This window comes from Pseudomonas baetica (genome assembly GCF_051216495.1).
Lineage (GTDB): Bacteria > Pseudomonadota > Gammaproteobacteria > Pseudomonadales > Pseudomonadaceae > Aquipseudomonas > Aquipseudomonas baetica_B.
In genome coordinates this window covers 1-8,205 of sequence record NZ_JBPKAM010000166.1, presented here as the reverse complement: position 1 = coordinate 8,205, position 8,205 = coordinate 1, and the positions used below count along the sequence as shown (strand labels likewise).

Sequence of the window (8,205 nt, the reverse complement as noted above, 5' to 3'; positions counted from 1 at the left end):
GGATACCTGGAGGGGAGCCCCTGCTCGCGGGGAAGGACAGAACACAGTTGGGTGTCAGGCTGCCACCGTTATCGTTGACGACCATCGCGAGCAGGCTCGCTCCCACAGAAAAGCAAAAGCTGGTGGGTGTACACCCGCTTTTCACCACTCATCAGGCCGAGCGTTAGCTCGCCTTCAGCTTTTGATCTTGATCCACCCGCCCCTTCGGCAGGCTGAGTGGAGGCGTTCATCCGGGGATTGGCGCGCAGCGCCGTTCGACGTAGTCGAACACATCGCATGTAGGTGCCAGCGAAGCCAACCGGAGGGCGATGCCCCCGGTTGAATGCCGGAGCGAAGGAACCCCGAGCCTTAGCGAGGGGCCGGACGCCGGGGCGAGCCTTTTTTTGCTTACTTTTTTTTGGCGTTTGAAAAAAAAGTGAGTCGCCGTAAGGGCGAAACCGCCAGCCGCCGCTACCGAAGAAACGGATATGTACTCAGTCAACATGAACCTGGTCGGCCCTAAGGCCGCCAAGTTCAACACCGAGATCAAGCCAAGCTCTTGCTCACCACCTCAAACACATCACTCGACAACTGCCCCGAAGCCCGAATCCGCTCCAGCTCGCCTTTCATCAACGCCTGACGCGCAACGTCATACTTGCGCCAGCGAGTCAGCGGTGCCAATTGGCGAGAAGCAATCTGCGGATTGAACCCGTTCAACTCAATGACCAGATCCGCCAAAAAGCGATACCCCGAACCATCCGCCGCATGGAAGTTGATCAGGTTCTGCCCGGCAAACGCGCCGATCAGCGCCCGCACCTTGTTCGGGTTCTTGATGTTGAACGCCGGATGCTCCATCAACTGACGAACCCGCTCCAGGCCACCGGGCAACGTGCTGCCAGCCTGAACGCTGAACCACTGATCCATGACCAACGGGTTGTCGCTGAAGTGCGCTGCGAAGCTGGCCAGCGCCTTGGCCTTCTGCTCTTCGAACGGCGAGTTGACGAGCACCGCGAGCGCGGTCAGACGCTCGGTCATGTTGTCGCAGGCGTCGAACTGCTCCAGCGTCGCGGCCAATACTTCTGGCTTGCCGCTGAGCATCAGGTACGACAAGGCAATGTTCTGCAACGCACGACGAGCGAAATGCTCGGCCTCGGCCACGTAAGGCGTTTGCTTGGACAGCTCGCGGTTGGCCTGATAACGCAGCCACAGCCCGTCGAACAACGCGTCAGCCAGTTGCTTGCGGGCAAATTCGCGGGCGATGTGAATGGCGTCGACATCCGCCACGTCGCTAATTTCCGTCAGGTACGCTTCGCTCGGTAGCGACAGCATTTCGGCGACCATGGCCTGATCCAGCGATTCATCACCCAGCACAGTGCTCAAGGCTGTCACCAAGCGCTGATCCAGTACCAGCGTTTCGCCCTTCTGTTGTTGCGCGATCAACTCCTGAAGCACCTGCACCGACAATTGCTGGCCGGCATCCCAGCGATTGAAGCCATCGCTGTCGTGCTGCATCAGGAACATCAGCTGGTCGCGGTTGTACGGGAAGCTCAGTTTCACCGGCGCAGAGAAGCCACGCAGCAACGAAGGCAACGGTTGTTCGGCGACGTCGATAAAGGTGAAGGTCTGCTCGGCTTCGGTCACGGAAATGACCCGTGAAGTGCCTTGTGCCGATGCTTCACCGGCAAGACGCAGAGCAATCTCGACGCCCTTGCTGTCCAACAGGCCGAGTTCGACCGGGATCACAAACGGCAGTTTTTCCACCTTGTCCGGGGTCTGCGGGCAGCTCTGGCGGAAGGTCAGGCTGTAGGTTTTCGCCGCTGCGTCGTAGGACTCGCTGACCACCAGACGTGGCGTACCAGCCTGGCTGTACCAGCGCTTGAACTGGGTCAGGTCGACTCCGTTGGCGTCTTCCATGGCCTTGATGAAGTCATCGCAGGTCACGGCCTGGCCGTCGTGGCGTTCGAAGTACAGGTCGCTGCCTTTGCGGAAGCCATCGGCGCCGAGCAAGGTGTGGATCATGCCGACCACTTCCGAGCCCTTTTCATACACGGTCAGGGTGTAGAAATTGGAAATCTCGATGAAGCTGTCCGGGCGTACCGCGTGCGCCATCGGGCCGGCGTCCTCGGCGAACTGGTGGGTGCGCAGATAGGCGACGTCCTGGATGCGTTTCACCGTGGCCGAGTTCATGTCGGCGGAGAAATGCGAATCGCGGAACACGGTGAAGCCTTCCTTGAGCGACAACTGGAACCAGTCGCGACAGGTCACGCGGTTGCCCGACCAGTTGTGGAAGTATTCGTGGGCCACGATGGCCTCGACCCGCTGGTGCGCGGCGTCGGTGGCGGTTTCAGCCTTGGCCAGCACGGCGCTGGAGTTGAAGATGTTGAGGCCCTTGTTCTCCATCGCGCCCATGTTGAAGTCATTCACGGCAACGATCATGAAGATGTCCAGGTCGTACTCGCGACCGTAGACTTCTTCGTCCCAACGCATGGACTTCTTCAGACTGTTCATGGCGTGCTGGCACTTGTCGATGTTTTCCGGTTCGACATAAATTCGCAGCGCCACGGTGCGCTCGGTCATGGTGGTGAAGGTGTCTTCGACGCACCACAGGTCGCCGGCCACCAGCGCGAACAGGTACGCCGGCTTCTTGAACGGGTCTTCCCAGGTCGCCCAATGACGGCCGTCTTCGCCGGGACCGCTGGCGATAGGGTTGCCGTTGGACAGCAGTACCGGATAGCTGTGCTGCTCGGCCACCACCGTCGTGGTGAACGTGCTCATCACGTCCGGGCGGTCGAGGTAATAGGTGATCTTGCGAAAGCCTTCGGCCTCGCACTGGGTGCAGAACATCGTGCCGGACTTGTACAGGCCTTCCAGCGCGGTATTGGTTTCCGGGTGAATGCGTACGCTGGTGTCGACCGTGAAACTGGTGCTGGCCGGGTGCAGCGTCAGGTGGTTCTCGGTCAACTGGTAATCGGCCGTGCCCAGTTCACGGTCGTCCAGGCTCACCGACAGCAGGTCCAGTTGCTGGCCGTCCAGCACCAGCGGCGGCAGCCCCGGGCCACGCTCGGGGTTGCGGCGCATCACCAGTTGCGCATGGACCAGGGTGTGGTCCTCGAACAACTCGAAGGTCAGGTGAGTTTCGTCGATCAGGTACTCAGGCGCCTGATAGTCCTTGAGGTAGATCATCTTCGGTTGTTCGGTGCGCATGCTGGAGTCCTTACTGATGCACGGCGAGCTGGTAGGCCGTGTATTTACGAATGTTGATCACGCCGGTGTCGAAGATCAGGTACTGGCCCTTGATCCCCATCAACGTGCCTTCGGCAATGGGCTGCTTGTCCAGGTTGAAGCTGACGATCTTGGCCGGGTATTGCTCGACCGGGTAACGGATTTCCAGCGGCTCGACGTTGGAAACCGGCTGAATCGCCTGCAGGCCGAATCGCTCCTGCAACGTTTGCAGGCCTTCGGCGCAGCTGTCGAACAGCTGATCGCGAATCTCGGCCAGATTAACCGACACCGCATCGCCCTTGAGCAAGGCACGCCAGTTGGTCTTGTCGGCGACCTGACTGCGGAACAGGTCCTCGACGAAGCCCGACTGCTGGCGGGTCGCGACGCGCATGATCGGCAACGCCTGGCTGGCGCCCTGGTCGATCCAGCGCGTCGGTAACTGGGTCGCGCGGGTAATCCCGACTTTGACCCCGGATGAGTTCGACAGGTAGACGATGTGATCGGTCATGCAGAACGTCTCGCCCCACTCCGGCTCCCGGCAGGTGCCGGCGTCGTAATGGCAGCGTTCCGGGCTCATGATGCACACGTCACACTGGGCCAGCTTGGTCATGCACGGGTAGCAGTAACCCTGGCTGAAACTGGTTTTGGTCTTGCGTCCGCAATGGATGCAATGGATCGCACCCAGGTATTCCAGGCGCACTGTAGTGCCGATCAACGGATTGACCGGAACCTCGACGTCACCCAGACGAAATGCGTATTGCACGTTCGGCCCGTCCAGGCGCGCCGACATTTTACTGATGGATCCGCGGCCAATCTCGATCAATGGATGGCATCCGACTTGAACAGGATATTCGGCACTTCAATCGATTTCGAGGCACATTCCTGCGGGCCCATGTAACCGGTGCGCTCTTCTTCGGGCAGGTTCTGGATCTCCCAGGCGATCATCGCTTGCAGCGACAGTTCGCGTTGCTCGGTGGTGAGCTTGCCACCGTCGGACCATTTCCCGATTTCCACCGCCAGTTTCAGGCTCTGGTAGATGTCCGGGGTGATGTTCTTGATCATTTCGTTAAAAGAGGACATTGGGTCTCCGCGTTCTCTATTTACATAAACTGTTTCAGGCGGCCAGTTTACGGCGGTTGTACAAACCACCCAACAAACCGGTCAAGCATCCGACGAGCAACCCGCTGACATGGGCCGCGTTGGCGATTTCACCGAAGCCGATCATCGAGACCAGTCCGGACAGGCACAGCAGCAACCAGACGAGCATCATCACCAGCACACCGCGAGGCAGGCGATAAGCGGCGTTCGGCGCCAATAGCTGAAAAATCCAGCAATGTCCGAGCAGGCCGTACAACACGCCGGACAGCCCACCGAACAGGCTCGGGCCGCTGAAAAGAAATTGGGTGTAGTTGGACGCCAGACTGAACAGCAAGGTCAGGCCGATCAGGTTGATACTGCCCTGGCGTGACTCGATGCGCCGTCCCAGTTCCCAGTACCACATGCCGTTCATGGCCAGGTGCAGGATGCCGAAATGGATCAGCATCGGCGTGACCAACCGCCACCACTGCCCCGCCGCCAGGCTGTCGGCCAGGGGCGTGAAGTGGATGTACTCGCCGACGATGCGAAAATCGAGGAAAGTCAGCCAGCGCATCGTGTTGAAGTTGTCACCCAGCTGCGTCAACGCACCGACCAGTATGCTCAGCAACAGCACGGCGGCGGTGGCCTTGGCGTAGCGAACCTGCTCGACGAAGCCCGGTCGACGGACGGTCTGTGTCACCGGTATATCCAGCTGTTGATCGGGGTCGCCCGCCGGAAAGCGCTCGTATAGGGCGCGCACGTCTTCACTGATGTTGTCCGGGACCCACAGCACCTGCTCGCCCGCCTCTTCGCTGACACGATGCGGCACCTGCATGCGTTGCAACAACTTGACGAAGCCGCTCAGGTCCACTGCCAGGGGCAGACGCAATACCGCCACAGAACTCATCGCAACACCTCTGGCCGTTCGACATCGACCCAGACGAATTTATGCGGATCGAGCCGCGTTTCCTGATCCAGACGATAGGCGACCAGTTTGCCGTAGAGCACGGCACTGTAATCCAGGCATGCCAGGTTCGGACGAATAGGCGCGGGTTTTCCGCTGCGCCAATAGTGGCCGACAAACAGCAACGGCTCGTCGATTCCATAGCGCAGCAGGTTGTTCTTTTCGCTGGACGACAGTGGCTTTCGTGCCACCGGGTCCGGCAATGCATCGGGCTGGAACACGATATCGCCGTAAGTCTGCGGGTCGTCTTCCCAGAATTTGGTGCGGAAGAACGAACGCACCAGGCCATCGCCACTGGTCATGGTCAGGCCGTCAGGCAAGCGCATGTCGGTGCCACGCAACAGCCGATCGAACACAGTGCAAGCGAAACTGCCCGACTCGGCCGAGGCCTGAAGGAAGTGCTCGTCGACGCAGCCGTCGGGAAACAGTGCCCGCAGTGGCTCGATCAGGCCACCATCCCAGCAGGCGTGGACCACCCGGAATCGCCCGGCATCGACGAACAGCGGCAGCTCATAGAACCATTGCTGGAAATCATGCCAGTCACCGGGATGATGTTCGAACTGGGTCAGGGTTTCATGCAGCAAGCGGGCATGGCGCGGGGTGTGCTCACGGACAAACTGCTTGCCACTGCCGGGCAGCGCTGGCGTGGCCCAGCCCAGGGCGTTGAACTCATGGTTGCCCATGATGCACAGCGCCTGGCCCGCCTCGACCATGTCGTGAACGATATGCAGCGCCTCGCGAATCCGCGGGCCGCGGTCGATGATGTCGCCGACGAACACCGCCATGCGCGAGGCATGGCGCCAGACGCCACCTTGCTTGTGGTAACCGAGCCGGTCGAGCAAATGCTCAAGGGTCAGAGCGCAACCGTGCACGTCACCGATCAGGTCGTAGCTACGCGCGGGATCGAGCATCAGTCGCCTCCACCACCCAACTTGCTGCCCCAACCAAGCTTGGTCCGGCAGACTTCATAGTAGTTGTGGTCGAGCGGGTGGATCAGCCGCAACTTCTGGGCTTTTTTGCTGACGGTAATGGTGTCGCCGGGCGCACAGGTAAAGTGGTTCTGCCCGTCACACGAGACTTGCGGGTAAATCTGCATATCCTTGGACACAACGATTTTCAGCTCACTGTTGCCATCGACCACGATCGGTCTACCCGACAAGGTATGGGGGTACATCGGCACAATTACAATGGCGTCGAGCTTGGGATGCATGATCGGGCCACCGGCCGACAGCGCATAGGCAGTGGATCCGGTAGGCGTGGCGACGATCAGGCCGTCGGCCTTCTGGCTGCAGACGAACTGGCCATCGATGTACAACTCGAATTCGATCATCCGCGTGGATTTGCCGGGGTGCAGCACCACATCGTTCAGCGCATCGCCCTGACCGATGGCCTCGGCATGGCGACGGACTTCGGCCTGCAGCAGGAAGCGGTTTTCCACCAAATAGTGGCCGTCGAGCACTTCGGCGACCTTGACTTCCAGTTCATCGGGACGGATATCGGTCAGGAAACCCAGGCTGCCACGGTTGATGCCCAGTACCGGAATATTGTGCTTGGCCAACGCCCGGGCGGCGCCGAGCAGGCTGCCGTCACCACCGACCACAATCACCATGTCACAGACTTCGCCGAGCATCTTGCGCGACGAGGTTTGCAGGCCGTGGCCCGGCAGGACTTCGGCGATGGTGTCTTCGAGGATCACGTGCAGGTGACGATCGAGCAGAAACCGTTTCAGTCGGCGGACGGTATCCAGCACCTGTGAACTGCCCAGGCGGCCGATGATGCCGATATTACGAAATTGCTCCATGGGGCTCCTACAGGACTCGGGGCAGGACGCGGGGCCTGCGACGGCGAAAAGCACGATTATGGGCGAAAGCTCGGGATAGACAAAATCCTTTCAGCGACAAGGATGTACTCCTGTTAGAGGCTATGCTCGCAAGATGATCCTATTTCCAGATTTGTTGCAGTTGCCCCACCAGTTGCGCCACCCCGAGGTGCGCGACCTGGCGTGGGTCATCCTCGCCCCGCCAATGCTGGTCGACACGCCGTGGCCACAACGCCATCCCCTGGCCGGCAGCGACTGGGTCCAGGCACCCGAACGGCTGGAACACTGGCTGCGGCGATTGGATCAGGACAGCTACGGACTGCTGCATTGGCTGTCCCAGGCGCGCACCCGGCGCCTGGGCCTGTACTACGAGCGCCTCTGGCAATTTGCTGTCGAACATGCGCCCGGTATCGAATTGATTGCCGCCAACATGCCGATACGCCGCGAAGGCCATACCTTGGGCGAACTGGACCTGTTGCTGCGCGATCGCGACGGCGTGCATCACCTGGAGTTGGCGATCAAGCTTTATCTCGGCCCGCAGAATGGCGATGGACACGACACTGCACAATGGCTCGGCCCCGGTTGCCATGATCGGCTGGACCGTAAACTGGCGCATCTGAGTCAGCATCAACTGCCGATTTCTGCGCGCCCTGAAAGCCGCGAAGTCCTGGCGGCGCTGGATATCCGGCATTTCAGCGCGCATTTGTGGCTGGGTGGCTATTTGCTGTATCCGTGGCCGGGGCAAGCAGCGTCTCCGAGCGGTGTGCACCCACAACATCTGCGCGGTCGCTGGTTGCATCAAAAGGATTGGCCTGACTTTATCGGGCAAAGTCCTCCGGGTCGCTGGCAACTCCTGCCCCGTCACGCCTGGCTGGCACCGGCGCACTACCCCGCCGGACAGGCCTGGAGTCCTGACCAATTAAATGCGTGGCTGAGTGATTTATCACCCGAGGCACCGGCACAATTGCTGGTGCGGTTGACGGAAAATGCCCAGGGCGATTGGGAAGAAGCCGAGCGGTTATTTCTGGTAGCGGATCTTTGGCCGAATGTGCCGGGGCAGAGTTGAATGTTTTGTGGTGACTGGATTGGCCCCTTCGCGAGCAGGCTCGCTCCCACGATTGGAATGCGCTCCCCTGTGGGAGCG

The 8,205-nt window shown here is 60.4% G+C and carries 7 protein-coding genes; 1 reads left to right on the top strand and 6 read right to left on the bottom strand.

Annotation, left to right across the window (positions count from 1 at the left end):
- Window positions 1-525: 525 nt before the first annotated feature.
- From pepN to ACSFE6_RS29880, 6 genes are read right to left on the bottom strand one after another with little or no spacing between them, the layout of a single operon-like run.
- Window positions 526-3,183 (bottom strand): aminopeptidase N, encoded by a 2,658-nt coding sequence (gene pepN, locus ACSFE6_RS29905; protein WP_435430978.1) that lies wholly within the window; start codon window positions 3,181-3,183, stop codon window positions 526-528.
- 10 nt (window positions 3,184-3,193) lie between these two features.
- Window positions 3,194-4,024, bottom strand: a complete 831-nt coding sequence (locus tag ACSFE6_RS29900; RefSeq protein WP_435430977.1) for a DUF2797 domain-containing protein — start codon at window positions 4,022-4,024, stop codon at window positions 3,194-3,196.
- Entirely contained in the window at window positions 4,021-4,281 is a 261-nt protein-coding gene (locus ACSFE6_RS29895; RefSeq protein WP_095194932.1) for a YeaC family protein, read from the bottom strand. Before ACSFE6_RS29895 ends, ACSFE6_RS29900 begins: the two co-directional genes overlap by 4 nt.
- A 34-nt stretch (window positions 4,282-4,315) precedes the next feature.
- Window positions 4,316-5,185: a rhomboid family intramembrane serine protease gene (locus tag ACSFE6_RS29890; RefSeq protein ID WP_435430976.1), complete on the bottom strand. Its 870-nt coding sequence runs from the start codon at window positions 5,183-5,185 to the stop codon at window positions 4,316-4,318.
- The gene (locus ACSFE6_RS29885; protein ID WP_435430975.1) at window positions 5,182-6,153 is read right to left on the bottom strand and encodes a metallophosphoesterase; all 972 of its coding nucleotides are present in this window, start codon (window positions 6,151-6,153) and stop codon (window positions 5,182-5,184) included. Before ACSFE6_RS29885 ends, ACSFE6_RS29890 begins: the two co-directional genes overlap by 4 nt.
- On the bottom strand, window positions 6,153-7,043 hold the full coding sequence (locus tag ACSFE6_RS29880; protein ID WP_034146463.1) for an NAD(+) kinase: 891 nt from the start codon (window positions 7,041-7,043) through the stop codon (window positions 6,153-6,155). The genes ACSFE6_RS29885 and ACSFE6_RS29880 overlap by 1 nt, the downstream gene beginning before the upstream one ends.
- Window positions 7,044-7,176: 133 nt before the next feature.
- Here ACSFE6_RS29880 and ACSFE6_RS29875 point away from each other — a divergent pair, with 133 nt between their 5' ends.
- Window positions 7,177-8,127: a DUF1853 family protein gene (locus tag ACSFE6_RS29875; RefSeq protein WP_435430974.1), complete on the top strand. Its 951-nt coding sequence runs from the start codon at window positions 7,177-7,179 to the stop codon at window positions 8,125-8,127.
- Window positions 8,128-8,205: the final 78 nt, after the last annotated feature.